Raw genomic sequence first — 25,032 nt, 5'->3', positions numbered from 1 at the left:
ATCTTCAAGGCCGGTGTTGCGCTTGTTCTGGGAACTGCGATGGCCGCAATCCCGCTGTTCTTGTGGGCGGTGCAACTGGCCGATTTCTAGAGTGTCCTTAGCGCGTCGGAGAAGACGCGCTAAGGACACTCTATCACTTCCGAACCGCACAGATTCCGAATTGGATTTTCGGGCTTACCTGTGGTCTGTTCCCTCTAATCGTCACCGTTCTGTGAGCGGAACGGGGCGCGGCGCCCTGGTCTCGCGCCACCTGTTGATTACCCAGCCGGCCAGCAGCCCGAGGGCCGCGCCCATCGCCTTGATGCCGGCGTCATGCAGGCGCGGATGGCGGGTCGGCGTGAAGTATTGCAGATATTCGATGGCGACCGCCCCCGTTATCAGCAGCATGGCGACCAGTTTCCACTGTCTGGGATAGGCGAGCGCGAAGGCGAGGCCGAGGAGAACATAGGCACCGCCACGATCCGTATCGACGCTCGTGACCGTATGCGGTCTCAGCCCGATCGGCGAAACCGTGAGAAAGAGGATCAAGGCGAGCAGCAGCCAGGCGAGCGGTCTTGCGAATTTGACGATCATCATCGCTCCATATAAGTGGCAGGCCTTTGCATTGACAGTTAAAATCAGTTCATCTGCCGCCGATTTTGCGATTGGCTTAAGAAACGCTTCGCGAGACCGGAACCGGCATCAGGAGATGAGCGGCTCGGTCAGCGAACCGGAAATGGCCGGAGCCGGCTTTCTTTTGCCGGCCGGCCTGTGCCATAGCGGCGGCGGTTAATCTTTAGGAATGGACCACGCCCGTGACAAGACTTGAAGTCGAAAGCGCCGAAGCGGCAATGCGCAGCCTTTTCCCGGCGACGCCACTGCAGCTCAATGACCATCTCTCCGCCCGCTACGGCGCCGATATCTGGCTGAAGCGCGAGGATCTGTCGCCGGTGCGCTCCTACAAGATCCGCGGCGCCTTCAATTTCTTCCGCAAGGCGATCGGGCAGGGTGCTTCAGGCAAGACCTTCGTCTGCGCCTCGGCCGGCAATCACGCCCAGGGCTTCGCCTATGTCTGCCGCCATTTCGGCGTGCCGGGCGTCGTCTTCATGCCGGTGACGACACCGCAGCAGAAGATCGACAAGACCCGCATGTTCGGCGCCGAATTCATCACCATCCGGCTGTTCGGCGATTTCTTCGACCAGTGCTACCAGGCCGCGCGTGACCATGTCGAGGCGATCGGCGGCGTCATGGTGCCGCCCTTCGATCACGCCGATATCATCGAGGGGCAGGCGACCGTCGCCGCCGAAATCCTGCAGCAACTGCCCGATGGAACGGTGCCCGACATGGTCGTGCTGCCGGTCGGCGGCGGCGGGCTTGCCGCCGGCTTTACCGGTTATCTCGACGGCATCGTGCCGAAATCGGCCTTTGTCTTTGCCGAGCCCGCCGGCGCGCCGAGCCTCAGGCGCAGCATCGAGGCGGGCCAGGTCACGACGCTTGCCAAGGTCGACAACTTCGTCGACGGCGCCGCCGTCGCGCGGATCGGCGACCTGAATTTCGCCGCTCTGCGCGATTTCCCGGCAAGCCAAGTGCAACTGATGCCGGAGAACGCCATCTGCGTCACCATTCAGGAGATGCTGAATGTCGAGGGCGTCGTGCTGGAGCCGGCAGGCGCTCTGTCGCTGACGGCGATCGCCGCGATGGAGGCGCAGGCAATGCGCGGCAAGACCGTCGTCGCCGTCGTCTCCGGCGGCAATTTCGATTTCGAGCGCCTGCCTGACGTAAAGGAAAGAGCCATGCGTTACGCAGGGCTGAAGAAATACTTTATCCTCAGGCTTGCCCAGCGCCCCGGCGCGCTCAGGGATTTCCTCAATCTGCTCGGCCCCGACGACGATATCGCCCGCTTCGAATATCTGAAGAAATCGGCGCGCAATTTTGGCTCGATCCTGATCGGTATCGAAACCAAGGCGCCGGAGAATTTCGCCCGGCTGATCGCAAATTTCGAAGCCGCCGGCATGGGTTACGAGGATATTACCGAAAACGAGATCCTCGCCAGTCTGATCATTTGACTTGGCGAGCGCGATACCGCCGTGTTAGAGACGGATCATGGCTTCGTTCCTTTCAAATCTCTTTTCGATGTTCTCCGGCGGCAAGGCCGCTTCGGAGGCGGCAGGCCCCTCCGGTGAGCCGCAGCTTTACGGCGACTGCACGATCTATGCGGAGCCACGCAAGGAAGGCAGCCAATACCGTCTGGCCGGTCGTATCGAAAAGAAGGTCGGCGACGAGGTGCTGGTGCGCAATTTCATCCGCGCCGATCTCTTCTCCTCCTCCGACGACGCGATCGACTGCACAGTGCGCAAGGCGCACCAGATCATTGACCAGCATGGCCCGTCGCTCTTCGGCGACGGCGAGAAGCTTCGCCAGGTCTGAAGCCGCGATCCGTTCCGACCCGGCGCGCCGGACAGAATTTCCTTGCTTTTCAATCGTATGCCTTGAGCGTCCATCGCAAATATAAGTACGCGCTCACGCAATCTTAAAGGATTGCGGTGAAAGCTATGGCCTGCAGGATTTGCAGGGCGCCCTCGTGTTTGACTTTTTCAGACGATCGATCAAAGGATCCGCAGCCGCGATCGCCGCGTCGGCGCGACGCCGGCCTGTAGCCGAGGTGTCGTAATGGAGGCACTGAACCTCGTTCTCTTCGTCGTCGAAGCCGTCGCCTATTTCGTGCTGATGGTGACGCTTCTGCACTTCCGCCATCGGCTCGGTCTCGGGGTCTTCCTGACGGCGCTCGGCGTCATGCATTTCATGGAAACCTATCTTGCTGCGGTCTTTTACGTCTCGCTGCCGTTCGGAGACGTGTCGCCGGGTTCATCCGTCTTCTTCTCCGGCAAGCTGATGATGATCCTGATGTTATACCTGTGGGAGGATGCCGCGACGGTGCGCCAGCCGATCTACGGCCTGTTCCTCGGCAACCTGCTCACCGTCGGCATCGCCTGGGTGCTGCAACTGCACGAGCCACTGCAGCTGTCGTCAAACCATACGCCCGACGTCGATTTTCTGAAGGAGATGGGCTGGCTGATGATCTGGGGCACGGCGCTGCTCTACGTCGATTCGCTCGGCATCATCCTGCTCTACGAAAAACTCGGCGAATTCTTCCGCAGGCGCGTCGTGCTGCGTTTCATGATCTCCGGCTTCGTGCTGCTGACTTTCGACCAGATCGGCTTCTTCGCCGCGCTGCACTATTTTCTCAATGTGCCGGTCGCCGTATTCTGGGGCGGCTGGAAGGCGAAGATGCTCTCCGTCTGCCTCTATGGGGCGATGTTTGCGATCTATGAATATCGAATCCGCCGCCTTGGCGCCGATGCCGCCGCGCGCTCCATCAGCGACGTCTTCGGCGATCTGACATTCCGCGAGCGCTACAACGATCTTCTGGAGCGCACCGGCCGCGACATGCTGACCGGCGTCTATGACCGCACGCGCATGGAGCTGGAGGCGCCGCTGATGTTGCGCGAGGCGCTGCGGCAGGGGCTGTCTGCGACGGTTCTCATTATCGACGCCGATCACTTCAAGGACGTCAATGATGGTTATGGTCATCTCCAGGGTGACGCGGTGCTGAAGTCGATTGCCGCCCGGCTCGGCACGACGCTGCGCTCCAGCGACCGCATCTTCCGCTTCGGCGGCGAGGAGTTCGTCGCCGTCTGCCCCGGCACGAACCATGAGGAAGGACTGCTGCTTGCAGAGCGTCTGCGCTGGACGATCGCGACCAGCGTCAAGACGCCGGATGACAATCCGGTCACCGTCAGCATCGGCGTTGCGACCGCCGATGAGGACGGCACCAGTTTCACCACGGTGCTTTCGGCTGCCGACGGCCGGCTTTACGCGGCAAAGAAGAGCGGCCGCAACTGCGTCGTCGGCCGCTCCGGCGTGGTGAAACTCGGTTAAGCTGGCGCCGCGGCCATGCCGGGCCTGGGTTATGGGCTGACTTATTCCGTCATCAACGGCCTGGCGGCAAACGAGGCGCCCACGGGCCTTATGCCGCAATCGCTGCTCTTGTTCTCGCTGTCCTATTTCATCGGCGTCTTCGGCTTTCCGCTGATCGCCGGCAACCTGATCGACTCCTCCGGCATCCAGACGATGCTCTGTGTCCTGCTGTTGCTTGCCGTCGCCAATTTGGCGTCCTGTTTCGTATTGCCCACCGCATCAGGAATGGCGAAGCGATACTGGGCAAGGTCGACTTGCCCAGCCTTTCGTTCACTTAGGCGGCCCGGAAGATCTTGGCGCCCGCAGGCGCGCTCGTCATGCCGCCATCGACGGTGATCTCGATACCGGTGACGTTGGACGCGTCATCCGAGGCCAGATAGAGCGCCGCCTTTGCGATTTCGTCGGCTTCGTTCATGCGGCCGAGCGGGCTCATGCCACCAAGCCGGGCCTCGAGCGCCGACATCGCGTCTTCCGTCTGTGCCATTGGCGACCAGATCGGCGTCTTCGTGCCGCCGGGCGTCACCTGATTGACGCGGATGCCGCGGGGTGCAAGCTCGGAGGCCATATTGCGCGTCATCGCGCGCACCGCCGCCTTGCTCGCTGCATAGGCTGACCAGCCGGGAGCCCCGACCACGGCGTGCACAGAACCGTTGAGAATGACCGAAGCGCCGTCGTTAAGATGCGGTAGGGCCGCCTGCACTGTGAAGAAAACCGCCGTGAGATTGGTGCTGATGATCTGGTTGAATTGCGCGGGCGACGTGTCACCGAGCGGTGTCGCCCCGCCGATGCCGGCATTGGCGAAGACGATGTCGAACTTGCCGGCCGTTCCGGCCGCTTCAGCAAAGGCCTTTTCGGTGGCGACGGCATCCGTGACGTCGAGCCTCAGGGCCACTGTGCCGGCGCCAAGCGCCTTTTCGGCGGCGGCCAGCGTTTCCGGATTGCGGCCGGTAATCACGACCCTGGCGCCCTCATCGATGAAGGCCTTGGCGGTGGCAAGACCGATGCCGCTATTGCCGCCGGTGATCAGGGCCACCTTGTTTCTCAGACGCATGATTCACGCTCCTCTTGGAAATGATAACGATCTGGATTATGATTGTTATCTATAAGGATTATGATTGTAATCCACCTAAGTCAAGAGGCACCGATGGGGCGTTCGCAGCTGGAAAAACAGAAGACGCATCAGAAGATCGTCGAGACCGCGTCCAGGCGGCTGCGCGAAGCGGGGCTCGACGGTATCGGCGTTGCCGACCTGATGAAGGAGGCCGGGCTGACCGTCGGCGGCTTTTACAAGCACTTCGCCTCTCGCGACGATCTGGTCGCCGAGGCGATCCAGTCGGCTTTCGATTCATGGGGAAGCAAACTGGAGGCCGATGGGATCAACCCGGCGGAGATGACGGCTGCCGATATCGCCGAGCGTTATGTCAGCACCTGTCACCGCGACAATCCCGGCGAGGGCTGCCCTTTTGCTGCGCTGACCTCTGATATATCGCGGAGCGGCGAGAAGGCGCGAGCGATCGCGACGGACGGGCTCAGGCGCAACTTCGAGGGATTGGCGAGCAAGGCTGCGGGAGCCGATGAAGGGGAAAGACGGCGCAAGGCGATCATGGCCTTCGCGATGATGGCCGGCGGCGTCGGTCTTGCCAGGATTTCTTCCGACGAGGCGCTGTCGGCCGAAATCCTGGAGACGGTCCGGGATTTTGTCGGCGGTATCGACAAATGACGAACGGCCGGCGAAGGCCGGCCGTTCCATGGAATATTGAAGAACCGATCAGGCGGCCAGAGCGATTTCCTCGACGCGCGACTTGGCGGCGTCGATGGCCTTTTCCGCAGCTTCAGGACCGAAGGCCAGGCCTTCGACATAGATCGTTTCGATGTCGGTGATGCCGAGGAAGCCGAGAACCGACTTCAGGTACGGCACGGCATGGTTGAGGGGAGCGGCCGGACCCTGTGAGTAGACCCCACCCGAGGCGAGAACGACATAGACCTTCTTGCCGGTGACGAGTCCGACCGGGCCGCTTTCCGTGTACTTGAACGTCACGCCGGCGCGGGCGACGTTGTCGATCCAGGTCTTCAGCGACGAGTAGATATTGAAGTTGATCAGGCCGGTGCTGATGACGATCGTGTCGGCGGCAAACAGTTCGGCGACGAGTTCGTCGGAGGTCTTGACGGCGGCGATTTCTTCGGCCGTGCGGGCCTCCGCCGGCTTGCGGATGGCGCCGGTGAACAGGTCATCGATATGCGGCAGCGGGTTGGCTGCGAGGTCGCGGCGAACGACGACGCTGCCCGGCTTCTGGTTCTTCAGCTTATTGGCGAGATCGACGGCGATCGGGGTCGAGAGCGACTCGGCGCGCGGGCTGGACGTCAGAAGAAGGATGGACGACATGCTGCATTCCTTTCGAATTGAATTTGACGGCTCGTTGCTGGGAGGTGAGCCGCGGTGTCGAGGAGGAAAATAAGTCTGGCCCGCTATCGAAAAAACGGTGATAATGTCGATCGAAATTATCGATGGAATGGATGGAAGATGCTTCCGAACCCGACTTTGGACCAGCTGCAGGTGTTTTTGACCGTTGCCGAAACCGGCAGCTTTTCGGCCGCATCCCGGGCGCTTAACCGTGCGCAGTCGGTCGTCAGCTATACGATCGCCAATCTGGAAGCGCAGCTTGAAATGCCGCTTTTCGAGCGCTCCGGCGCCCGCCAGCCGAAGCTGACGGAGGCGGGCAAGGCGATGCTCGAGGATGCGCGTCGTATCCTCGGCGACCTGCAGGTCATGCGCGCGCGCGTCAAGAGCCTGAGGGAGGGCCTCGAAGCCGAGGTTTCCGTCGCCATCAGCGTCATGGTGCCATCGCAGGCCGTCGTGGACGTGCTGCACGAATTCCGCGAAAGATACCCGACCGTTTCGTTGAACCTCAATGTCGGTGAACTCGGAATGGTCATGGATCTCGTTCTGAGCGGCAAGGCGACGATCGGCATCGGCGGCGCGGTCCTCAAGCCGGACGATTCGGTGGTCACCGAACGGATCGGCCATTCCTTCATGCTGCCGGTCGCCGCGCCCGACCACCCGCTTGCCGCGATCGGCCGGCCGCTCACGCTCGGCGACGTGCGCGAGGAGGTGCAGCTCGTCGTCACCGACGCGTCAGGCCGGACGAAGGGGCGGGATTTCAACGTTCTGTCGTACAAGACGTGGCGCGTCAGCGATATTGCGACAAAGCACCAGCTCATTAAGGCCGGTCTCGGCTGGGGCGGTCTTCCGGCGCCCATAATGCACGACGATCTGCGCAGCGGCGCGCTCGTCCATCTCGACCTGGATGCCTACGAACAGGGCGAATACGCCATCTATTCGATGCGCCAGCTCGCCAACCCGCCGGGGCCGGCCGCCGCCTGGATGATCGAGGCGTTCCGCACGCGGCTTTCCCATTGCCCGAACCAGGCCGATTTCCACGCAGAGATGGCGGAACTGCGTGAGCCAGCTCCGCCGCTCGCGGCCGAATGACGAAGGCGCTGTGCCACGCCTTCGTCGATATGCCTTGACTTAAAGAACCAGCCTGAACTTCGAGAAGCCGTCGGCCCCGTCGCCGGCCTCCTCGATCTTGACGCTCTTGACCGCGGCGAGGAACTGCTTCGCCTTGGGGCCGCTTTCGAAGGTCGCCGTCGTGCCCGGCAGCGGCTTGAAAGTCCAGTTCGCATCGGCCGACGGATTGATCGTGCCCTGCTCGTGGACGTAGCGCACGATGACGTCGCGGTTGGTGTCCGGCGCCTGGAAGATCACCTTGTCGGCAGCGATCTCCGGGAAACTGCCGCCGCCGCCGGCGCGGTAATTGTTGGTGACGACGACGAACTTCTGGGCCGGATCGATCGGCTTGCCATCGAAGGCGAGGTTCTGAATACGGTTGGCATCCGGATTGATCGCCTTGCCGGACGAATCATATTTCGGCGGCTGCGACAGGTCGATCTGATATGTAACGCCGTCGATCACGTCGAAATTGTAAGACGGGAAGTCGGCGTTGAGCAGCGGCGCATCCTTCGCGCCGGCGTCGATGTGATTGAACATGCCGGCCGACATTTCCAGCCAGTTCTTCACCTGGGCGCCGGTGATCGCGACAGCCTGCACCGTGTTCGGATAAAGATAGAGGTCGGCGACATTCTTGATGGCGATATCGCCGGCCGGGACATCGGTATAGTAGTCGGCGCCGCCGCGGCCGCCGGCCTTGAAGGGAGCTGCTGCCGAAAGCACCGGCAGATCCTTATACTCGGTGTCGGCGAGCATCTGCTTGATGTACCAGGTCTGGGCCTGGCTGACGACCTGCACCGAAGGATCGTCGGCGACCAGCGCGAAATAGGAATAGAGCGGTGCCGACGTCTTGCCGACTGGCGTGCGGACATAGGCGAGCGTCGCCTCATGCTCGGCCTTGGCGGCTTCGACCACGTCCTTCTTGTCGGCGTAGTCGGCGACCACTTTCTTCTTGTCGTCGCGATGATAGATCGGCCGCGCTTCCGAGGTGAAGTCGACGATCTTCCAGCTGTTGCCGTCCTTTTCGAGCAGCAGGTCGATGAGGCCGAGATGCGAACCCCAGAACCCGGCCATCACGGCGGGCTTGCCGTGCAGCGTGCCCTTGACGGGATCGGCATTGGCGATGCCGTCCCAGCTCTTCGGGCCGGGGAAGACGAGATGCTGGTGGCCGGTAAAGATCGCGTCGATGCCTTCGACGGCGGCAAGATGCAGCGAGGCATTTTCCATCTTTTCGGACGGTGCTGCTCCGTCGATGCCGGAATGGGAGAGCGCGATGACGATATCGGCGCCGGCTTCCTTCATGGCGGGAACCCAGGCCTTGGCGGCCTCGACGATGTCGCGGGTCTGCGCCTTGCCTTCGAGGTTCTTGATGTCCCAGAGCATGATCTGCGGCGGTACGAAACCGATGAAGCCGATCTTGACAGGGCTCTCCTTGCCGGCGCCGTCTTTGATCTGCTTTTCGACAATGATGTAGGGTTTGAAGAAGAGATCGTCCTGCTTGGGATCCGAGGCGAGCTGGCCCTTGGTCAGGTTGGCGCAGACGAAGGGGAAGTTAGCGCCGGACAGGACCTTAAACATGAAGTCGAGGCCGTAATTGAACTCGTGATTGCCGAGCGTTCCGACCGTGTAGCCGAGCGTGTTCATCGCCTTGATCACGGGATGGACGTCGCCGTCCTTCATGCCGTGCTGATAGGCCATGTAGTCGCCCATCGGATTGCCCTGCAGCACGTCGCCATTGTCGATCAGCAGCGAGTTGACGGCCTCTGCGCGGATATTGTCGATGATCGTTCCGGTGCGCGACAGGCCCATCGTGTCGTTCGGCTTGTCGGCGTAATAGTCATAAGGGAAGACGTTGACGTGAATGTCGGTCGTTTCCATCAGCCGCAGATGCGCCTGGTTGGCGTTGGCACGGGCGCTGAAAGGGTGCAGCAGCACCAGGGCGGAAGTCGCGGCGAGACCGCCGAGCAGGGAACGGCGGCTCATGACGCCGACATCAAAAATGGAAGACATGGAACTCTCCTATAGGGATCATGCAATCGTCCGGCCCGTCAGAATTAGGACGAATTGGCGAGGAGTACACTGCGAAAATGACAGGACGTCAAAACAACCGGCAGCAAAGGCGATATGATTTTAAAAGGCAATTTATCGCACCGCGGCGCCAGTCCGGCGCCGACGCAAGGCCGCCATTGCGCACGACGTCAATGTCAATGGCAGCTGCCGGAACGATGTCAGCCGCTCCTTCGGCGCAAAAGCGATGCGGTCCTACGATTTCGGCGTCAATGTCGCCAAATGCGGCGGGCGATCGCCGTTGGTCATGGCTCTTAGTTGACGCACCGCGAGTACCGGCCGGATTTCCTTATGGAAAAAGCGGAAATAGGAGGAAATCTGCGCCCGCGCATTCGAATTCACGTCGAACTGGATGCCGATGCGGCCATTGTGCTTCCAGCGGATGATGCCTTCGAGCATTCCAAGGTTTTCGGCTTCGATGCGCACCTTGCTGCCGGAAGCGGCATGGAGCGGGGTCTTCGTCTCCAGGGCGGCGCCGGTCACCGACAGGTTGAGAATTCGCACATCCACTTCGCTGTTCAGATATTTGACACTGCCGAAGACGCGGCAATTCTTTCGATCGGCCTTCCGCGCCGTGATTTTCAAGTTGCTGCTCATGCTGTCTCCCTTTGAAACGCGAGGGGAGCATAGCGCCGGAAAATTGAAATGGTTTTAGGGGCTTGGCTAAAATTGCAGTGAAACTTCAGTTGGCGGCCGCCGCCCTGCGCCCCACCACATGTTCGCGCCAGATGGTGAAGATGCCGGCGGCAACGACGATGACCGAGCCGATGACCGTGTTGAGACTGAGCGTTTCGTCATAGATCGTCACACCGATGATCGAGGCGTAGACCAGTGACAGATAGGTCAGCGGCTGGACGGCGGCGGCATCGAGAACATCGTAGGCGCGGATCAGGAAATAGTGGCTGGAAATGCTGGTCATGCAGACGAGCGCCATCCAGCCCCAGTCGCCCGGCGACATCCAGCTCCAGTAGAACGGGCCGACGAGCGTCATCGTGATGCCGCCGATAACGCCGGTATAGAAGAAGCTGGTCATCGACGAATCGTCGCGGCTGACGAAACGGGTGGCGATGACGTAGAAGGCGAAGTTGAAGCAGGAAAGAATGGCGAGAAGCAATTTCACGTCGAAAAACTCGCCTTCCGGCTTCAGGATCAGCAGCACCCCGCACAGCCCGACGCCGATCGCCGTCCATCGTCGCCATCCGACCCGCTCGCCGAGGATCGGCATCGACAGCAGCGCGATCAGGATCGGCGTCGCGGAAAAGATCGCTTGCGAGCGGGCAAGGCCGATCACGGCAAAGCAGGTGATGGCCAGAACCACCTGGACGGCCAGCAGCACGCCGCGCACCACCTGAAGAAGCGGCCGTTTTGTGCGGGCCGTCGCCTGGAGGCCGCCCCGCATTTTCGAAGCGAGCACGATCGTGAACAGCGCGAAGGCCCAGTAGCGGATCATCGTCACGAAGATCGGCGGATAAGTCGACGCCAGATGTTTCGAGATGGCGTCCTGCAAAGAGAAGATGGTGGTGGCCAGCAGGGCAAAAATATAACCGTGGGTCTTCGATGTCATGATATGCCGTAAAGGGGAAAACGTCCGCAAGCCCCGAAAGTCTGGGCAGCGTTTCGGCAAATAAGCAAGGCCTCAAAGTCCCACATTCGGCCTGTCGATGATTTCTCTGAGCGCGAAGCTCGAATTGATCTTGACCACATGTGGAAGCGCCGACAGCCAGTCGCGATGGATGCGCTCGTAATCCTCGAGATCGCGGGCGGCGACCCTGAGGATATAGTCATATTCACCCGACATCAGGTAACAGACGAGCACGTTCGGGCAGAGCTTCACAGCGGCTTCGAATTCCGCCAGCGTTTTGGCGAACTGGCCGGAGAGCGAGATATGCACGATGGCGATCATCTTGTAATCGAGCGCCTTGTGTGAAAGCCGCGCATGATAGCCGCCGATGACACCGCTTCTTTCGAGGATGTCGAGCCGGCGCGAACAGGCCGAAGGCGACAGCCCGATCTTTTCCGCAAGCTCGGCGTTGGTGATGCGTGCATTGGCCTGCAGGACCTTGAGAATCGCAAGATCGATAGTGTCGAGATCGGTCATTCGAAGAACTTTCGAATAATAATGATGATGGCGCAATAATCCGCGAAAAATTGCTTCTTCGCAAATCGTCTTTGCAAGGACATTTCACTGTCTTGGTGGTTGGATTCATCGTGCGAGGAGATCCGCGGCTGCGGAGACAAAATGAGAGGAACGCCAATGCGTGTCGGTTGCCCGAAGGAAATCAAGAACCATGAATATCGTGTCGGCCTGACACCGGCTTCGGTGCGCGAATACGTCGCCCATGGCCACGAGGTCTGGGTGGAGACGAAGGCGGGCGCCGGCATCGGCGCCGATGACGCCGCCTACGCGGCGGCTGGCGCGAAGATCGCCGCCTCCGCCAAGGATATCTTCGAAAAGTGCGACATGATCGTCAAGGTGAAGGAGCCGCAGCCCTCCGAATGGGCGCAGCTGCGCGACGGTCAGCTTCTCTACACCTATCTGCATCTGGCGCCCGACCCCGAACAGACCAAGGGTCTGATCGCCTCCGGCGTCACCGCGATCGCCTATGAGACGGTGACCGACGAACGCGGTGGCTTGCCGCTGCTGGCGCCGATGTCGGAAGTGGCAGGACGCCTGTCGATCCAGGCGGGAGCGACCGCGCTGCAGAAGGCCAATGGTGGCCTCGGCGTCCTGCTCGGCGGCGTACCCGGCGTGCTGCCGGCCAAGGTCGCGGTGATCGGCGGCGGCGTTGTCGGCTTGCACGCCGCCAGAATGGCCGCCGGCCTCGGCGCCGATGTCAGCATTCTCGACAAGTCGCTGCCACGCCTTCGCCAGCTCGACGACATTTTTGCCGGCCGTGTGCACACCCGTTATTCCAGCATCCAGGCATTGGAGGAGGAGGTCTTTTCGGCCGATCTCATCATCGGCGCCGTGCTCATTCCAGGGGCGGCTGCCCCGAAGCTCGTCACGCGCGAAATGCTGTCCGGCATGAAGAAGGGCTCCGTCATCGTCGACGTCGCCATCGACCAGGGCGGTTGCTTCGAGACCTCGCATGCGACGACCCATTCCGATCCGACCTATGAAGTCGACGGCGTGGTGCATTATTGCGTCGCCAACATGCCGGGCGCTGTGCCCGTCACTTCGGCGCACGCGCTGAACAACGCCACACTGGTCCATGGCCTGGCGCTCGCCGATCGCGGCCTGCGCGCCATTGCCGAAGACAAGCACCTGAGAAACGGCCTCAATGTGCACAAGGGCCGCATCACCAACAAGCCGGTCGCCGAAGCGCTCGGCTATGAGGTCTTCGCGCCGGAGAGTGTGCTTAACGTAGCGTAAGTTACCTGACTCGGGGTTAGGCGAGGACGCCGGTCTCCAAAAGGGCCGGCGCCTTTGCCTTGTCGATCCGGCATTGAAAGCAGTTGTTGCGGGCCGAGCGTACATGCACGTAGGCAATTTCGGGCCGCGCCAGCAATGTCTCCGCATAGGCCGGAATATCGGCGGTATCGGTCACCGCGCCGGTGCCATAGACGATGCGGTTGTTTTCGCCGTAGCCGCGCACGATGAAATTGGGACTCATGGTCAGTATCGGCGGCTGGATCTCCTCGGCGTAACGCCGGCACGGCTGTTTGTGGAGGAAAATCGGCCCGGTTTCGGCATAGGGCTGCAGTTCCGGAAACGGCCGGTAGGCGAAAACCAGCAGTTCCTCGCCCTCTTCGATATTCCGCAGGCAATGGCGGCAGGGGTTGCCGTCACCATCGGAAACCATCGTCTCAGGCAAATTCCCATAGGCATCGCGGCCGCCATTCCAAAGGGCTCTGGCATCGGCAGTCGGCATGGCGGCAAAACGGATGGCGGTCATGGCAAATCTCCTTGGTGGTTGCCATGAAATGCGCCCAGGTCATCGCCCAAGCCACCCGTTTCTTGCGCCTGCTATTATTTGTCGAGATCGCCGCGGCAAATTCGTTCGTGAAGCCAGGCATGCCAATTCCTCAACGCGTGGAGGAAATTTCCACCTCGCCTCCCTCATTCCTGTGCTTGTCACAGGAATCCAGCGCGCCCAAGTCCTTGGGCGCGATAGACTATTTCCGTTATAGTATTGCTTCATTCACGGCGCAGACGCGCCGTAGCTGGATTCCTGTGACAAGCACAGGAATGAGGGGCGGCCGGGGTAGGCGCTTTCCCCATATAGCCTGCTATACCCGATATGGGTAGCGAGCAGACACGTGCACCGGGAACCACCCCCTCAGCCTTTCCGCGCGATCTCCAGCAATTCCTTGTCGCTCAGCGGCCGGACGATGCCGGTGCCGGTCGAGACCGGGGAGAAGCCGTACATCTGGTAGAGCTGCAGCGCGCGCGGATGGTCGAGATTGTTGGTGGTGGTGGTGACCCGCTTCGGATTGAGCGACCAGATGGCATAGAGCGCCTGCAGCAGGAACCATTTGCCGATGCCGAGGCCGAGCGCATGTTCGATCAGGCCGAAATGGCAGAGTTCGATCGTATCCTCGTCCTCGCAGAAATATTCATAGAAGCCGGCAGGGGCGCCGTTCACATAGAGAACGCTGATATTGTTCCGCTTGTCGTTCAGCGTCTGGGTCAGCTGCTCGTCGCTCATGCGCAACCGGTCCACCCATTGCCAGCGCGCGCCCACCTGCCGGTAGAGATAGCGATAGAAGGGTAGCGGTATGCCGGGCGCGCGCATGATCGCTGTCTGGATATTGACCGGCACCGGCATGCTGGTTTTCGGCGCCGCCGTCATTTCGAGACGAGTGATGTGAGCTTTCAGCGAAGCGGGTGTCTTCCCCATGGCGATCAGGCTTTGACCGGCGTCGGCGGGCCGGTGACAACGGGCGTATCGTCACGGCTGCCCCATTCGCTCCATGAACCGTCATAAAGCTTGTTGTCGTGATGGCCGAGCGATTCCAGCGCCAGCGTGATGATGGCCGCCGTGATTCCCGAGCCGCAGGAGGTGACGACTGGCTTCGAAAGATCGATGCCGGCCTCCTCGATCGTCTGGCGGAGTTCGGGCAATGATTTGAACCGGCCCTGGCTGGCAAAGACGCCGGAAGGCAGGCTACGGGCGCCGGGCATATGGCCGGAGCGCATTCCGGCCCGCGGCTCAGGCTCGGTGGCGGCGAAGCGGCCGGCGCTGCGGGCATCGGCGATCTGCATCGCGCCGCTCGAGACGATGTCGCGCATGGCATCGAGCCTCACCACGCGGCTCGCATCGAAGTTCGGCGTGAAGGTCGCGGGCGCATGGCCGGGCACCGTGGTTTCGAGCGGACGACCCTCGGCCTTCCAGCCGTCGAGACCGCCGTCGAGCACGAAGACGTTCTTTGCCCCCATGACCCGGAACAGCCACCAGACCCGCGGCGAGGCGAACACGCCGATGCCGTCATAAACGACGATGCGATCGTTCTCGCTGATGCCGAGCCGGCCGGCCTCAATGGCGAAATAATCGGGCGAGGGGATCGAGTGCGGCAGCGACGTCGAATGGTCGGCGATCTTGTCCTGGTCGAAACGGATGGCGCCGGGAATATGGCCGGCCGCGTATTCGGCATCGGCGTCGCGTTTCTGCGCCGGCAGATAGAAGGAGGCGTCCAGCACACGCAGATCCGGTTTGCCGAGCTCGGCCTGCAGCCAGTCGGCGGAGACGACGAAACGGCTCTTGCTCTCAGTCATTTGGGTCTCCCTTGTCAGGCTTCTTCGCCGGGCGCACCGAAGCGGATGCGGAAGCGCCGGTTCTCCTTGCCCTTTTTTTCGATCTTGGCGATATGGATCTGACCGACTTCCTGCGTCTCCGAGACATGTGTGCCGCCGCAGGGCTGGCTGTCAATCGAGGAGTTTTCGCCGATGCAGACGAGGCTGACACGACCGAGGCCGATCGGCGGGCGCACGTTCTTCGATTTGACGATATCAGGATTGGCCGCAAGCTCGTCGTCGGTGATCCATTGCAGGTAGACCGGATGGTTCTGGCCGACCAGTTCCATCAGCCTGGCGGTGACCTCGTCCTTGTCGATCGTCTCGCTCATGTCGAAGTCGATGCGGCTTTCCTCCTCGCCGACCGCGGCCCCGGTGATCGGATAGGAGCAGACGACGGAAAGCAGGTGGCAAGCCGTGTGCATGCGCATCAGCCTGTAGCGGCGCGGCCAGTCGACATGCAGCACCAGCGTCTCGCCGATCTCAGGCTGCGGCGCATTGTCGAGCGGCACGTGGATGATGATATCCTTGCTCGCGCCATGCTTCGTCTGGCCGAGCCCGATCTTGCTGCCGTCGGCCCGTTCAAGCTGACCGGTATCACCGGGTTGGCCGCCCGATGCCGCATAGAAGCAGGTCTGGTCGAGTTCGATGCCCCCGTCGTCGTGAACGGCGGTGACGACCGCCTCGCATGTCGAGAGATAGAAGTCGTCACGGTAGAGGGCATTGACGGGCATGGATCTCACACGGGTTCGTAGGGAACGTGTATGTCGGACGACCTAGCCATCCAGCCCGGAACGGGCAGTCCCTTCGACCTCAGGAAATCCGGATTGAAGAGCTTCGACTGATAGCGGTTGCCGTAGTCGCAGAGGATTGTCACCACCGTGTGACCTGGCCCGAGATCCCGGGCGAGATTGACAGCGCCGGCAATATTGATCGCCGTCGAGCCGCCGAGGCACAGGCCCTCGTTTTCGACGAGATCGAAAAGATAGGGAAGGGCTTCGGCATCGGAGATCCGATAGGAAAAGTCCGGCGTGAAGCCCTCGAGATTGGCGGTGATGCGGCCCTGGCCGATGCCCTCGGTGATCGATGAACCTTCGGATTTCAGCGTGCCGTTCTGGTAGAATTCATAGAGAGCGGCGCCGTCGGGATCGGCGATGCCGATCTTGACGTCGGCCTTGAAAGCCTTGAGGCCGGCAGCGACACCTGCCAGCGTGCCGCCCGAACCGACGGAGCAGATAAAGCCGTCGATCTTGCCGTCGGTGTCGTTCCAGATTTCCGGCGCGGTCGTTTCGACATGCGCCTGCCGGTTGGCGACGTTGTCGAACTGGTTCGCCCAGATCGCTCCGTTCGGCTCGCTCTTCGCCATCTGCTCGGCGAGCCGCCCGGACACCTTCACATAGTTGTTCGGGTTCTTGTAGGGAACGGCGGGCACTTCGACGAGTTCGGCGCCGAGCAGTTTCAGCGCGTCCTTCTTTTCCTGGCTCTGCGTTTCCGGGATGACGATCACGGTGCGGTAGCCGAGCGCCTTGGCCACCAGCGTCAGCCCGATGCCGGTATTGCCGGCCGTGCCTTCGACGATGACGCCGCCGGGCCGGAGCAGCCCCTTCCGTTCGGCGTCGCGGATGATGTAGAGCGCGGCACGGTCCTTGACCGACTGGCCGGGGTTCAGGAACTCCGCCTTGCCGAGAATGGTGCAGCCGGTTGCCGCCGAGGCGCCCTTGAGTTTGATCAGGGGCGTATTGCCGATGGCTTCGAGGACGGAGGGGTGGAAGGTCATGGAATCTGCCTCTTTCGAACTCTTACTTTAAGAACGGTCTTTTCCCTTCACAAGGCTGTGTTGGCAAGAAATGCTATTCCATGCCTCTGTCGGCCACGACAAAATTTCGCTTTCCCTGGCCGAAGAGGCGCATTGTCCGCCATCCGGCGGTTGCGCGGTGATCCGAAGATTGACTTTACCCGTACGGATGACGACAAAACGAAACGGAGCGCAGCAACAGGGCGTGACCAAAACCGACATGGTTCACGAGCAGATCGATACGATCGACGCATTGATGGCGCATTACGTCGCCGGTTCTTTGCCCGAGCCGGCGCGGGTGCTCGTACGATCCCATCTGCAAATGAAGCCGGAGAATCGAAGCCTGGTGAGCAGCCTCGAGCTTTTGGCCGGGGAAGCCCTGGAAAGCACACCGGAAGCCGCCATTGCCGATCGCGACCAGCGGCTTGCTGCGATCTTTGCCTCTGCGCCTCCTGCCTCCGAATCCCATGTTTCCACGGGGCCACAAAGGGCGCTGTTTCCCCCGGCTTTGCGCGATCTCCTCGGCTTCGAAGCCGAGGACGTGCCCTGGCGCCGGCGCTTGCCCGGCTTCAAGGAATATTCGTTCGGGATGGAAGGCTGCGAAGTCAGCCTGATGTGGATCCGTCCGGGCCGGGCCTTACCGGCTCACACCCATAAAGGCATGGAACTGATCCTGATCCTCGATGGCGCTTTCAACGATGAACGCGGCCGTTTCGGTCCCGGCGACATCTCCATTGCCGACGAGACGGTCGAGCATCGGCCGGTCGCCGAGAAGGACAGGCCCTGCATCGCCTTTGCCGTTTCCGACGGGCCGATCAAGCTCACCGGATCCCTCCGTCAGATGATCGGCGACCTGATCGGCTGAAAGCAGCCACAATGGTGTGATAGAGCCATAAATCCGGGAGGAGATGTGAACTTCCGGACCTGTCTCGTGTTGGTCAGGCTGAGCCGGAGGAACATGTCATGCGTGATTTCATCGCCCGTCCCGAACATGGAATCGTCTGGATATCGGGCGCGAGTTCCGGCATCGGGCGGGCGCTTGCGCTGAAGCTCGCCGGCGAGGGATACAAGGTCGCCGTCACCGCCAGAAGCCATGAAAAATTGGTCGACCTGCAGACCGAGGCCAGCGGCCTTGACGGCAGCATCGTCGTTCTCGACGGCGACGTCACCGATGCCGAGGACATGGAACATGTCATGGCCTCCATCGAATACGAGCACGGCACGCTCGCCATGGCGATCCTCAATGCCGGCGTCTATCTGCCTGTTCATGCCGAGGACCTGCACCGCGCCGATTTCGAAAAGAGCTTCGCCGTCAATCTTTCCGGCGTCGTCAACTGTCTCTTGCCGGCGATCCGCCATATGAAGGCGAAAGGGCAGGGGCAGATCGCCATCGTCTCCTCCGTTTCCGGCTATGGCGGCCTGCCGACGGGGGCGGCCTATGGCGCCACCAAGGCGGCGCTGATCAACATGGCCGAAAGCCTGAAGTTCGATCTCGACAAGATGGGCATCCGCATCCAGCTCGTCAGCCCAGGCTTCATCGATGCCCCGGCGACAGGCAAGAGCGCCTTGCCGATGACGGCGCAGGTGTCGCCTGAGGAGGCTGCCCGGCAGATCGCAGCCGGACTGAAATCGCAGGCGTTCGAGATCACTTTCCCCGGGCGCTTCACCACGATGCTGAAGCTTGCGCGTCTGCTTCCCTACGGCGCTTATTTCCCGCTGGTGAACCGCTTGACCGGCTGGCGCGAACGGCCGTCATCGGCCGGTCACCATCCGGCGACACCGCATCCGGCGGAATGATCAGCAGCGCGAGAACACCACCTGGCGCACATCGATATTGCGGGCCCGGAAACCGGCTTCGCAATAGAACAGATAGAATTCCCAGAGCCGCTTGAAACGCTCGTCGAAGCCCATCGGGCGGATGCGTTCCCAGACCGACCGGAAGCGCTCGCGCCATTCGGCAAGCGTACGGGCGTAATCGAGCCCGAAGCTGAAGTCCCTGACCAGAGACAGATCGACCTTGCCGGCGAGCTCGGCCAGGTGGTTGCGCGTCGGCAGCATGCCGCCGGGAAAGACGTATTTCTGAATGAAGTCGGGATTGCTGCGGTATTGGTCGAAGGCTTCGGGCCGGATGGTGATGATCTGCAGGCCGGCCTTGCCGCCCGGCTTCAGGCATTGCCGGAGCTTGGAGAAATAGGACGGCCAATATTTTTCGCCGACCGCCTCGAACATCTCGATCGAGACGATCCGGTCGTAGAGCCCGGTCTCGTCGCGGTAGTCCTGGAAGCGGAATTCGACGCGATCGCCAAGACCGGCCTTTTCGATGCGCGCTTCGGCATAGGCGAGCTGCTCGCGGCTGATCGTCAGCCCGGTGACCTTGCAGTTCAGCTCGCCGGCTGCGAATTCGGCAAAACCGCCCCAACCGCAGCCGATCTCCAGCACATGATCCCCAGGCCTGATGCCGGTCGCCTCGGCAAGCGCGCGGTATTTGGCATTCTGTGCCGATTGCAGGTCGTTGGCGCCGGTGGAATAGAGAGCGGAGGAATAGGTCATGCTCGGATCGAGCCATTCCCGGTAGAATTCGTTGCCGAGGTCGTAATGGGCGGCGATGTTGCGCTTCGAGCCCGCTTTGGTATTGGCGTTCATCCAATGGCGGACACGCTCGACCAGGCGCCCGACGCCGCTTTTGCCATGCGCATAGCTGTGCGCGGCCTCGCCATTGACGAGGAAGAGCTCGAGGAAGGCGGCGATGTCGGGGCTGTCCCAATCGCCGTCCATATAAGTCTCTGCGACCCCGATCGTGCCGCTTGTTAGCGCCCGGTAGGCAAGGTTCCAGTTGTAGAGGCTGAGGGCCGCCTTCGGCCCCGCCTGCTTGCCCTCGATCAGCAGCCTGCGGCCATCGGGCAGGGTGACGGCAAGCGAGCCGTGCTGCATGCGCAGAAGTCCGCGCAGCGCCAGCTTGGCCTTGAATGGCAGACCCTTCACCAGACGGGATATGTTGTCGGCCGTCAGCGTCACCGCGTCACGGGCCAGCAGATTCCAATCCTGCGCCTTGCTCATCTCTCCTCCTCCAGCATTTTTTCGCCGGTTAGGGACGACGATACATCCGTGACGATGTGCTCGGGCGGCCTCCGGCCATTGTCCTTGAAAGCTAGCGCATCGGCCCGAAAATCGGAATCGATTTTCAGGCTGCTACGAATCTACGGATGGTCGGATCAAGAGTTTCATCCGAAGAGAAAGGCTTTTGGTGATCGCCGCGACATGAAAAAGGCCGGCGTGAACCGGCCTTTTCTCAAAGCGGGCGAAGGCCTGCTCAGTTGTCGTATTCGCGGCATGCTTCGCTGATCGATGCGCCGCTCTGTCCGCCACGGGTGTCGACGCCCGACATCTGCTGCGGCATGCCGGGGCATTCCATGGTTTGCGGCCGGCCGATGCTCTGCGTCGTGGTCGGATCGACCGGAGCGACCTGCACTGGATACATGCCATTGTCGCTGTTGGTGTAATCCGACGAATAGTTACCCGAACTCGGATCGGTCGAGCCGCCATTCGTCGGCCCGATCGGATCGGGGTTCGACTGGGCAAAGGCCGACGACGCCATGCCGATCGCGAGCAGCGAAGCGGCAATAAGGGATTTGGTCATGAGGATATCCTCCTTTGATTTTCATCTTGGATGACCCTGGTGTAACTGCGTCACGGAATCATTGTTCCGAAATTTGCGAAAAACCTGCACGCTGGCCTTGCATGGTTACGCATAAACCTTAACGGGCGAAGCCGCTGGATCGTTGCCACTGCCTGTCTTAGGGCATGACGAAACGCCAATCCGCAGCATGAGGCCACTATGTTCGTTTCTCCCCGCGAGGCCGCAGATATCGGTCTGCAGATTGCGCTTTCACTTGCTTTGACGGCAGGTGGCATGGCGATCGCCTCCGCGGCGATGGGCGGCGAAAAAGCCGGCGTTTCCGCGATCGACGTCAGCCGCCCCTTGTTATGGACCGCCATTCCGACGCGCGTCGATCCGACAGCACAGTCTTATGTGCGGGCCGACGCGCCGGCCGAACTGGAGCTTGCCGCCGGCACCGGCGACCTCTGCCATGACCGGATCGGCCTCCGCCTCTCCTGCGACCTGATCGCCACTTCGGGCGCCGCCGCTTTCTAGGGCGGATTTGCGACATCGTCGCCGTCACACTCTCGAAGCTTGCAAAACATGGCGATTTGCCGTTTCATCGCGTCCAGCGATCGCCACCCGACTCTTTTTCCCGAAGGATTCAGCCTTTTGTTCCAGCCGATGCCCCGTGGCTTCGAGAAGCCTTATGCCGCCTTCCTGTTCGATATGGACGGCACCATTCTCAATTCGATCCGTGCGGCCGAACGCGTGTGGAGCGACTGGGCAAGGCGTCGGGGGCTCGATGTCGCCGACTTTCTGCCGAAGATGCATGGATCGCGCGGCGTCGACACGATCGCCCGGCTGAACCTGCCGGGCGTCGATCCCGAACATGAAGCCAGGCTGGTGACCGAGGCCGAGATCGCCGATGTCGGCGATGTCGTCGCCATTTCGGGTGCCGCAGCATTCCTGAGCTCGCTGCCGCCGGATCGCTGGGCGATCGTCACCTCATCGCCTTTGCGACTTGCCCGCCGGCGGCTGGAGGCGGCAGGCCTGTCGCTGCCGAAATTCATGGTGACGGCTGAGGATGTGAAGGTCGGAAAACCCGATCCGCAATGTTATATTCTCGGCGCCGAACGCCTCGGCGTCAGCACGCAGGACTGCCTGGTTTTCGAGGATGTCGCCGCCGGCATTACTGCCGGCGAGGCGGCGGGCGCCGATGTCATGGTCGTCACGGCGACCCATCATGACAAGATGGAAACGCCGCACCCGACCTTCGCATCCTATGACGAGATCTCGGTCCGCATCTCAGCCGACCATAAGATGTTTATCGTGCCGAACGCGGCCTGACATCAGCCGCGTTACGGTTTCCTGCCTTTCATTCCGCGGCCGCGGCAAGACAGCGATCGATGATCCTGCCGATTTCGCCGCGGCAGGAGCCGCAATTGGTTCCGGCGCTGGTTTCCTTGCCGACCGCCTCGACGCTGTGGCATCCCTCGCGCACGGCGGCGGCGATCTGGTTGACCCCGACACTGAAGCAGGAGCAGACGGTGGCGCCTGGATCCGGCCTGCCGGCGCCGGGACGGCCCGCGACGAGCGCAAAACGTTTCCTCAGATCATCATGTGCGGCGGAGAGCTGCGAGATCGCCCAGTTGCGCGCGACGGCGACCGGCTCGCGAGCAAGGAACAATGCGGCGAGCAGCGTCTCGCCATCGAAGAAGGCGAGCCGGAGGTCGCCGGTTTGCCGGTCGGCATAACCCAGCGGTTCGATCTCATCAGGAATGGCGAAAACCGCCCGGCACCAGGCCGTCCAGTCTTCGACGGTCCGGTCGAAGGCAAGCTCCAGCCGCCAGCCGCCCTCGGCTTTCGCCAGCGCCCAATAGGCCGCGTCAGGTGTTACGGGTTTTGTCGCCGAGACGGCGAAACCGTAATGGCTGGCGGGGAAGGGCCGGACGGCGACAGCGACGTTCTTCGACGCCGGCTGGCCGGAAAAGGGATCGGTGATCGGTGCGACCACGGCGTCGATCCGCGCTTTTGCCGCGAACTGGTCGTTCCAGTGCATCGGCGCGAAGATACCGCCGCGCGCCTGGCGATCGGTCACCAGCGCCCGGACGATCGCCTTGCCGTGGGGGCTGTCGATCTCGACAAGACCGGCGCTCGATATGCCGGTCTCGATCGCGTCGCGCGGATGGATCTCGGCAAAGGGTTCGGCGATATGGGCGGACAGCCGCGCGCTCTTTCCGGTTCGCGTCATCGTGTGCCACTGGTCGCGGATGCGCCCGGTATTCAGCGTGAAGGGGAAATCGGCATTGGTGCGATCGGTTGCGGGCGCTTCCACCGCGACGAAGCGCGCCTTGCCGTCGGCATGGTAGAAACCGCCATCGGCGAAGAAGCGGGTGACGCCGGGCGCGTTCCCTGCCGCCTGCGGCCACTGGAAGGGCGACAGTTCGTCATAGGCGGCGCCTGAGATACCGGCGCGGGCGCCGATGTCGAAGTCGCGGCTGCCATTGTTTTCGAAGGCCGAAAGAGCGGCGTGTTCGGCGAAGATTTCGGCCGGCGCATCGAAATCGAAGGCGGTGGCAAATCCCATGCGGCGTGCGACCTCCGCAAGCTGCCACCAGTCGGCTTTGGCATCGCCGGGAATGCCGAGAAACGGCCGCTGCCTGGAAATGCGCCGTTCGGAATTGGTGACGGTGCCGTCCTTCTCGCCCCAGCCGAGCGAGGGCAGAAGCACCTGTGCGTGCCGGGCCGTATCCGTCTCTTTCAGGATATCGGAGACGACGACGAAGGGACAGGCGGCGATGGCGTTTTCGACGCTGTTCGCATCCGGCATCGAGACGACGGGGTTGGTGGCCATGATCCAGAGCGCCTTGATGCGCCCTTCGGCCACTGCGCGGAACATGTCGACCGCTTTCAAACCGGGTTTTGCGGCGATGACCGGCGATTCCCAAAAGCGCTGAACGCGGTCGCGGTCTTCAGGATTTTCGATTGCCATATGGGCGGCAAGCATGTTGGCGAGACCGCCGACCTCGCGCCCGCCCATGGCGTTCGGCTGGCCGGTCAGCGAGAACGGTCCCATGCCCGGCCGGCCGACGCGGCCGGTTGCGAGATGGCAGTTGAGGATGGCGTTGACCTTGTCGGTGCCGGAGGAGGATTGGTTGACGCCCTGGCTGTAGCAGGTCACCACCTTCGAGGTCGTCTCGAATAGGCGGAAGAATTCCCGGATCTGCATGGCCGGCAGGCCGGTCCGCTCGAGGAGATCGTTGATATCAAGTGCTGCGGCGGCCGCAAAGGCGCCGGCGAAGCCCTCCGTATGGGAGGCGATATAATTCTGGTCGATCGCCGGGCTTGTCGCGAGATGGGCGAGCAGCCCCATGAACAGCGCGACATCGCCGTCCGGGCGGATGGCCAGATGCAGATCGGCGATATCGCACGTCATCGTCCGGCGCGGATCGATAACGACGATGCGCATGTTCGGCCGCGCCGCCTTTGCGGCGGCCAGCCGCTGGTAGATGACGGGATGGCACCAGGCGAGGTTGGAGCCGGTGAGCACCACGAGGTCCGCGAGTTCGATATCCTCATAGGTCCCCGGCACGGTATCGGCGCCGAAGGCGCGGCGATGCCCGGCCACCGACGAGGACATGCAGAGCCTTGAATTGGTGTCGATATTGGCCGAACCGATGAAGCCCTTCATCAGCTTGTTGGCGAGGTAATAATCTTCGGTCAGCAACTGGCCGGAGACGTAGAAGGCGACGGAATCAGGTCCGTGTTCGGCGATCGTTTCGGAAAAACGCCGGGCGACCAGATCGAGTGCCTCGTCCCAGCCGCTGCGTGCGCCTGCGATCTCGGGATAAAGAAGCCGGCCGTCGAGATCGATGGTTTCGGCAAGCGCCGAACCCTTCGAGCAGAGCCGGCCGAAATTCGACGGATGCTCGGGATCTCCCTTGACGCTGACGGCGCCGGCTTCGTCGACCGTGGCGATAACGCCGCAGCCGACGCCGCAATAGGGGCAGGTGGTCTTGACCTCAGCCGCCATTATTCAGCCGCCATCAACAGGCTTTCCAGCGCGATGAACAGGGCGCCGTCCTCGTTGCGGACCGGTATGGTCCGCACCGCGCCCTCGTCGGCGCCGAGCGCCTTGCCGGTTTCCAGCGAGATCACCCAGTTGTGCAGCGGGCAGGTGACGGCCTTGGCATGCACGATGCCTTGGGAGAGCGGGCCGCCCTTATGCGGGCAGTGATCCTCGATGGCGAAGACCTCGTTTTCGGCCGTGCGGAAGACGGCGATCTTGCCCTGCGGCGTCTTCACGCAGCGCGCGCCCCGCAGCGGAATATCGGAGATGTCACCGATTGCGATCCAATTCATGTCCATCT

Annotated in this window: 27 protein-coding genes and 1 pseudogene; 12 read left to right on the top strand and 16 right to left on the bottom strand. The window is 61.9% G+C overall.

Going from position 1 to position 25,032, the window contains the following annotated elements; all coding sequences use genetic code 11:
• Positions 1-201: 201 nt before the first annotated feature.
• Positions 202-576, bottom strand: a complete 375-nt coding sequence (locus MHI61_RS14635; protein ID WP_239792528.1) for a VanZ family protein — start codon at positions 574-576, stop codon at positions 202-204.
• Here MHI61_RS14635 and MHI61_RS14630 point away from each other — a divergent pair.
• The 5 genes and pseudogenes from MHI61_RS14630 to MHI61_RS14610 form a co-directional block, all read left to right on the top strand.
• Positions 563-772: a hypothetical protein gene (locus MHI61_RS14630; RefSeq protein ID WP_239792527.1), complete on the top strand. Its 210-nt coding sequence runs from the start codon at positions 563-565 to the stop codon at positions 770-772. The genes MHI61_RS14635 and MHI61_RS14630 overlap by 14 nt on opposite strands.
• A 22-nt stretch (positions 773-794) precedes the next feature.
• Positions 795-2,045 carry a threonine ammonia-lyase gene (ilvA, locus tag MHI61_RS14625; RefSeq protein WP_239792526.1) on the top strand — a complete coding sequence of 417 codons (1,251 nt, stop codon included), beginning with the start codon at positions 795-797 and terminating at the stop codon, positions 2,043-2,045.
• A 37-nt stretch (positions 2,046-2,082) separates the two neighbouring features.
• A complete protein-coding gene (locus tag MHI61_RS14620) occupies positions 2,083-2,406 on the top strand; it encodes an HlyU family transcriptional regulator (protein WP_239792525.1) in 324 nt (107 codons plus the stop codon).
• A 243-nt stretch (positions 2,407-2,649) separates the two neighbouring features.
• The gene (locus tag MHI61_RS14615) at positions 2,650-3,918 is read left to right on the top strand and encodes a GGDEF domain-containing protein (RefSeq protein ID WP_239792524.1); all 1,269 of its coding nucleotides are present in this window, start codon (positions 2,650-2,652) and stop codon (positions 3,916-3,918) included.
• Positions 3,919-3,927: 9 nt separating this feature from the next.
• A pseudogene (locus tag MHI61_RS14610) lies at positions 3,928-4,235 on the top strand (hypothetical protein); the annotation flags it as partial.
• On the opposite strand, the gene MHI61_RS14605 reads toward MHI61_RS14610, so the two are convergent.
• Complete coding sequence (locus tag MHI61_RS14605; protein ID WP_239792523.1) at positions 4,232-5,008, bottom strand: SDR family oxidoreductase; 777 nt, start codon at positions 5,006-5,008, stop codon at positions 4,232-4,234. The pseudogene MHI61_RS14610 and the gene MHI61_RS14605 sit on opposite strands and share 4 nt — an antisense overlap.
• Positions 5,009-5,101: 93 nt before the next feature.
• Here MHI61_RS14605 and MHI61_RS14600 point away from each other — a divergent pair, with 93 nt between their 5' ends.
• A complete protein-coding gene (locus MHI61_RS14600) occupies positions 5,102-5,677 on the top strand; it encodes a TetR/AcrR family transcriptional regulator (RefSeq protein ID WP_239792522.1) in 576 nt (191 codons plus the stop codon).
• Between the two features lie 48 nt (positions 5,678-5,725).
• Here MHI61_RS14600 and MHI61_RS14595 read toward each other — a convergent pair whose 3' ends face one another.
• Positions 5,726-6,340, bottom strand: a complete 615-nt coding sequence (locus MHI61_RS14595) for an FMN-dependent NADH-azoreductase (RefSeq protein ID WP_239792521.1) — start codon at positions 6,338-6,340, stop codon at positions 5,726-5,728.
• 138 nt (positions 6,341-6,478) lie between these two features.
• On the opposite strand from MHI61_RS14595, the gene MHI61_RS14590 reads away from it, so the two are divergent.
• Positions 6,479-7,447 carry a LysR family transcriptional regulator gene (locus MHI61_RS14590; protein ID WP_239792520.1) on the top strand — a complete coding sequence of 323 codons (969 nt, stop codon included), beginning with the start codon at positions 6,479-6,481 and terminating at the stop codon, positions 7,445-7,447.
• A 39-nt stretch (positions 7,448-7,486) separates the two neighbouring features.
• On the opposite strand, the gene MHI61_RS14585 is transcribed toward MHI61_RS14590, so the two are convergent.
• The 4 genes from MHI61_RS14585 to MHI61_RS14570 form a co-directional block, all read right to left on the bottom strand.
• Complete coding sequence (locus MHI61_RS14585) at positions 7,487-9,475, bottom strand: bifunctional 2',3'-cyclic-nucleotide 2'-phosphodiesterase/3'-nucleotidase (RefSeq protein WP_239792519.1); 1,989 nt, start codon at positions 9,473-9,475, stop codon at positions 7,487-7,489.
• Between the two features lie 252 nt (positions 9,476-9,727).
• The gene (locus MHI61_RS14580) at positions 9,728-10,129 is read right to left on the bottom strand and encodes a PilZ domain-containing protein (RefSeq protein WP_239792518.1); all 402 of its coding nucleotides are present in this window, start codon (positions 10,127-10,129) and stop codon (positions 9,728-9,730) included.
• An 85-nt stretch (positions 10,130-10,214) separates the two neighbouring features.
• Positions 10,215-11,096, bottom strand: coding sequence for a DMT family transporter (locus MHI61_RS14575; protein WP_239792517.1), 882 nt, complete (start codon positions 11,094-11,096; stop codon positions 10,215-10,217).
• 72 nt (positions 11,097-11,168) lie between these two features.
• Positions 11,169-11,630 carry an Lrp/AsnC family transcriptional regulator gene (locus MHI61_RS14570; RefSeq protein ID WP_004672173.1) on the bottom strand — a complete coding sequence of 154 codons (462 nt, stop codon included), beginning with the start codon at positions 11,628-11,630 and terminating at the stop codon, positions 11,169-11,171.
• A 156-nt stretch (positions 11,631-11,786) separates the two neighbouring features.
• On the opposite strand from MHI61_RS14570, the gene ald reads away from it, so the two are divergent.
• Positions 11,787-12,905 (top strand): alanine dehydrogenase, encoded by a 1,119-nt coding sequence (gene ald / locus MHI61_RS14565; RefSeq protein WP_097665419.1) that lies wholly within the window; start codon positions 11,787-11,789, stop codon positions 12,903-12,905.
• Positions 12,906-12,921: 16 nt separating this feature from the next.
• Here ald and MHI61_RS14560 read toward each other — a convergent pair whose 3' ends face one another.
• The 5 genes from MHI61_RS14560 to MHI61_RS14540 form a co-directional block, all read right to left on the bottom strand.
• Positions 12,922-13,428 (bottom strand): DUF1203 domain-containing protein, encoded by a 507-nt coding sequence (locus MHI61_RS14560; protein WP_239792516.1) that lies wholly within the window; start codon positions 13,426-13,428, stop codon positions 12,922-12,924.
• 384 nt (positions 13,429-13,812) lie between these two features.
• The gene (locus MHI61_RS14555; protein WP_097579049.1) at positions 13,813-14,373 is read right to left on the bottom strand and encodes a GNAT family N-acetyltransferase; all 561 of its coding nucleotides are present in this window, start codon (positions 14,371-14,373) and stop codon (positions 13,813-13,815) included.
• A gap of 5 nt (positions 14,374-14,378) precedes the next feature.
• Complete coding sequence (gene sseA, locus MHI61_RS14550; protein ID WP_239792515.1) at positions 14,379-15,248, bottom strand: 3-mercaptopyruvate sulfurtransferase; 870 nt, start codon at positions 15,246-15,248, stop codon at positions 14,379-14,381.
• A 14-nt stretch (positions 15,249-15,262) separates the two neighbouring features.
• Complete coding sequence (locus MHI61_RS14545; protein ID WP_010033067.1) at positions 15,263-16,000, bottom strand: serine-tRNA(Ala) deacylase AlaX; 738 nt, start codon at positions 15,998-16,000, stop codon at positions 15,263-15,265.
• Positions 16,001-16,005: 5 nt separating this feature from the next.
• A complete protein-coding gene (locus tag MHI61_RS14540; RefSeq protein WP_010033065.1) occupies positions 16,006-17,043 on the bottom strand; it encodes a cysteine synthase A in 1,038 nt (345 codons plus the stop codon).
• Positions 17,044-17,266: 223 nt separating this feature from the next.
• On the opposite strand from MHI61_RS14540, the gene MHI61_RS14535 reads away from it, so the two are divergent.
• Both MHI61_RS14535 and MHI61_RS14530 read left to right on the top strand, forming a co-directional pair.
• Entirely contained in the window at positions 17,267-17,926 is a 660-nt protein-coding gene (locus tag MHI61_RS14535) for a ChrR family anti-sigma-E factor (RefSeq protein ID WP_239792514.1), read from the top strand.
• A 98-nt stretch (positions 17,927-18,024) separates the two neighbouring features.
• Complete coding sequence (locus MHI61_RS14530; RefSeq protein WP_239792513.1) at positions 18,025-18,858, top strand: SDR family NAD(P)-dependent oxidoreductase; 834 nt, start codon at positions 18,025-18,027, stop codon at positions 18,856-18,858.
• Here MHI61_RS14530 and MHI61_RS14525 read toward each other — a convergent pair whose 3' ends face one another.
• Entirely contained in the window at positions 18,859-20,118 is a 1,260-nt protein-coding gene (locus MHI61_RS14525) for a cyclopropane-fatty-acyl-phospholipid synthase family protein (RefSeq protein ID WP_239792512.1), read from the bottom strand.
• A 253-nt stretch (positions 20,119-20,371) separates the two neighbouring features.
• Entirely contained in the window at positions 20,372-20,698 is a 327-nt protein-coding gene (locus MHI61_RS14520) for a hypothetical protein (RefSeq protein ID WP_010029846.1), read from the bottom strand.
• Positions 20,699-20,896: 198 nt separating this feature from the next.
• Here MHI61_RS14520 and MHI61_RS14515 point away from each other — a divergent pair, with 198 nt between their 5' ends.
• Positions 20,897-21,214, top strand: coding sequence for a hypothetical protein (locus tag MHI61_RS14515; RefSeq protein ID WP_239792511.1), 318 nt, complete (start codon positions 20,897-20,899; stop codon positions 21,212-21,214).
• Between the two features lie 117 nt (positions 21,215-21,331).
• A complete protein-coding gene (locus MHI61_RS14510) occupies positions 21,332-22,009 on the top strand; it encodes an HAD family hydrolase (RefSeq protein WP_239792510.1) in 678 nt (225 codons plus the stop codon).
• 28 nt (positions 22,010-22,037) lie between these two features.
• Here the strand turns inward: MHI61_RS14510 and MHI61_RS14505 are convergent, their stop codons facing one another.
• On the bottom strand, positions 22,038-24,695 hold the full coding sequence (locus tag MHI61_RS14505; protein ID WP_239792509.1) for a nitrate reductase: 2,658 nt from the start codon (positions 24,693-24,695) through the stop codon (positions 22,038-22,040).
• Entirely contained in the window at positions 24,695-25,030 is a 336-nt protein-coding gene (nirD, locus tag MHI61_RS14500) for a nitrite reductase small subunit NirD (protein WP_170964722.1), read from the bottom strand. The genes MHI61_RS14505 and nirD overlap by 1 nt, the downstream gene beginning before the upstream one ends.
• Between the last annotated feature and the right edge of the window lie 2 nt (positions 25,031-25,032).

It is taken from the genome of Rhizobium sp. K102, assembly GCF_022385315.1.
Taxonomy (GTDB): Bacteria; Pseudomonadota; Alphaproteobacteria; order Rhizobiales; family Rhizobiaceae; genus Rhizobium; species Rhizobium croatiense.
The sequence above is the reverse complement of the archived record's forward strand: the minus strand, read 5'-3'. Positions and strand labels throughout refer to the sequence as shown.

What these genes read in the sequence shown, in the direction of transcription:
- MHI61_RS14580 (WP_239792518.1), bottom strand. Translation starts at nt 10,129, where the DNA reads ATGAGCAGCAACTTGAAAATCACGGCGCGGAAGGCCGATCGAAAGAAT.
- MHI61_RS14540 (WP_010033065.1), bottom strand. Translation starts at nt 17,043, where the DNA reads ATGACCTTCCACCCCTCCGTCCTCGAAGCCATCGGCAATACGCCCCTG.
- MHI61_RS14560 (WP_239792516.1), bottom strand. Translation starts at nt 13,428, where the DNA reads ATGACCGCCATCCGTTTTGCCGCCATGCCGACTGCCGATGCCAGAGCC.
- MHI61_RS14615 (WP_239792524.1), top strand. Translation starts at nt 2,650, where the DNA reads ATGGAGGCACTGAACCTCGTTCTCTTCGTCGTCGAAGCCGTCGCCTAT.
- MHI61_RS14585 (WP_239792519.1), bottom strand. Translation starts at nt 9,475, where the DNA reads ATGTCTTCCATTTTTGATGTCGGCGTCATGAGCCGCCGTTCCCTGCTC.
- MHI61_RS14600 (WP_239792522.1), top strand. Translation starts at nt 5,102, where the DNA reads ATGGGGCGTTCGCAGCTGGAAAAACAGAAGACGCATCAGAAGATCGTC.
- MHI61_RS14575 (WP_239792517.1), bottom strand. Translation starts at nt 11,096, where the DNA reads ATGACATCGAAGACCCACGGTTATATTTTTGCCCTGCTGGCCACCACC.
- MHI61_RS14515 (WP_239792511.1), top strand. Translation starts at nt 20,897, where the DNA reads ATGTTCGTTTCTCCCCGCGAGGCCGCAGATATCGGTCTGCAGATTGCG.
- MHI61_RS14590 (WP_239792520.1), top strand. Translation starts at nt 6,479, where the DNA reads ATGCTTCCGAACCCGACTTTGGACCAGCTGCAGGTGTTTTTGACCGTT.
- nirD (WP_170964722.1), bottom strand. Translation starts at nt 25,030, where the DNA reads ATGGACATGAATTGGATCGCAATCGGTGACATCTCCGATATTCCGCTG.
- MHI61_RS14620 (WP_239792525.1), top strand. Translation starts at nt 2,083, where the DNA reads ATGGCTTCGTTCCTTTCAAATCTCTTTTCGATGTTCTCCGGCGGCAAG.
- MHI61_RS14520 (WP_010029846.1), bottom strand. Translation starts at nt 20,698, where the DNA reads ATGACCAAATCCCTTATTGCCGCTTCGCTGCTCGCGATCGGCATGGCG.
- MHI61_RS14555 (WP_097579049.1), bottom strand. Translation starts at nt 14,373, where the DNA reads ATGGGGAAGACACCCGCTTCGCTGAAAGCTCACATCACTCGTCTCGAA.
- ald (WP_097665419.1), top strand. Translation starts at nt 11,787, where the DNA reads ATGCGTGTCGGTTGCCCGAAGGAAATCAAGAACCATGAATATCGTGTC.
- MHI61_RS14635 (WP_239792528.1), bottom strand. Translation starts at nt 576, where the DNA reads ATGATGATCGTCAAATTCGCAAGACCGCTCGCCTGGCTGCTGCTCGCC.
- sseA (WP_239792515.1), bottom strand. Translation starts at nt 15,248, where the DNA reads ATGACTGAGAGCAAGAGCCGTTTCGTCGTCTCCGCCGACTGGCTGCAG.
- MHI61_RS14545 (WP_010033067.1), bottom strand. Translation starts at nt 16,000, where the DNA reads ATGCCCGTCAATGCCCTCTACCGTGACGACTTCTATCTCTCGACATGC.
- MHI61_RS14570 (WP_004672173.1), bottom strand. Translation starts at nt 11,630, where the DNA reads ATGACCGATCTCGACACTATCGATCTTGCGATTCTCAAGGTCCTGCAG.
- MHI61_RS14505 (WP_239792509.1), bottom strand. Translation starts at nt 24,695, where the DNA reads ATGGCGGCTGAGGTCAAGACCACCTGCCCCTATTGCGGCGTCGGCTGC.
- MHI61_RS14530 (WP_239792513.1), top strand. Translation starts at nt 18,025, where the DNA reads ATGCGTGATTTCATCGCCCGTCCCGAACATGGAATCGTCTGGATATCG.
- MHI61_RS14525 (WP_239792512.1), bottom strand. Translation starts at nt 20,118, where the DNA reads ATGAGCAAGGCGCAGGATTGGAATCTGCTGGCCCGTGACGCGGTGACG.
- MHI61_RS14605 (WP_239792523.1), bottom strand. Translation starts at nt 5,008, where the DNA reads ATGCGTCTGAGAAACAAGGTGGCCCTGATCACCGGCGGCAATAGCGGC.
- MHI61_RS14595 (WP_239792521.1), bottom strand. Translation starts at nt 6,340, where the DNA reads ATGTCGTCCATCCTTCTTCTGACGTCCAGCCCGCGCGCCGAGTCGCTC.